Genomic DNA, 694 nt, shown 5'->3' with positions numbered 1-694 from the left:
GCGTTGAGTTACGTTGTGAATCAAAGACTCACGTAGTTAAATGGGAGCTTAACCATGAGTGCTAAGCGCTTCTGGTGGTTAGCTACGTTCTCACTCTGCGTTATTATTTGGGCGATTACGTTAACTGCTCTGTTTGAGCATTTTAGTTAGTGAGTCAGACTCAAAGCCATTCATTGAGTGGCTTTTATGGTTGGTTCATTACGAGAGTGTATTAATGTGAAAAAGAACAACAATCCAGAAATAATCATAAGCAAGCGTGAACAACGTAAGGCAGAAGATGAGCTAGACGTTGAAGATGGTGATCAACAGCTTACAATTAAGCAGAAAGTTGATTTAGAGATTGCTAGACGCAGGGTGACAGTAGCTCCACCTGTGGCTAGGGATGCAATGAGTTATGTTCAAGTGAACAACTCAAAAGGGCGCACTGTTATGAAACGTGAAAGCCCACACAAAGAAGGCCAGATTCTTATCTTGAATTTGGGCTGACAGATGTTAGAACATAACATATGGCTAACGATCTGTGTTTATGTAATCGAAGTAATCGTGGTAGTCTACGGACTAAGTAAATTTAAATGAGGTGTTAAATGAAACGTATCCTGATCGCAACAGTTCTTATGGTACTGACTGGCTCTGCTATGGCTTGTCCGGCTGGTACTCATCCGCATGGTGGCACTGGTAGCCATCACGCTGGGGG

General features: G+C 42.7%; 1 protein-coding gene. It reads left to right on the top strand.

Features of this window, described 5'->3' with window-relative positions:
• Positions 1 to 216 precede the first annotated feature (216 nt).
• Positions 217 to 486, top strand: a complete 270-nt coding sequence (locus tag N1032_RS25525; RefSeq protein ID WP_259543397.1) for a hypothetical protein — start codon at positions 217 to 219, stop codon at positions 484 to 486.
• The last annotated feature ends 208 nt before the right edge of the window (positions 487 to 694 follow it).

Origin of the sequence: Herbiconiux daphne, assembly GCF_024979295.1 — a bacterium.
GTDB lineage: Bacteria > Actinomycetota > Actinomycetes > Actinomycetales > Microbacteriaceae > Herbiconiux > Herbiconiux daphnes.
Note: the sequence above shows the minus strand (reverse complement) of the source record. Positions and strands in the feature narration are given on the sequence as shown.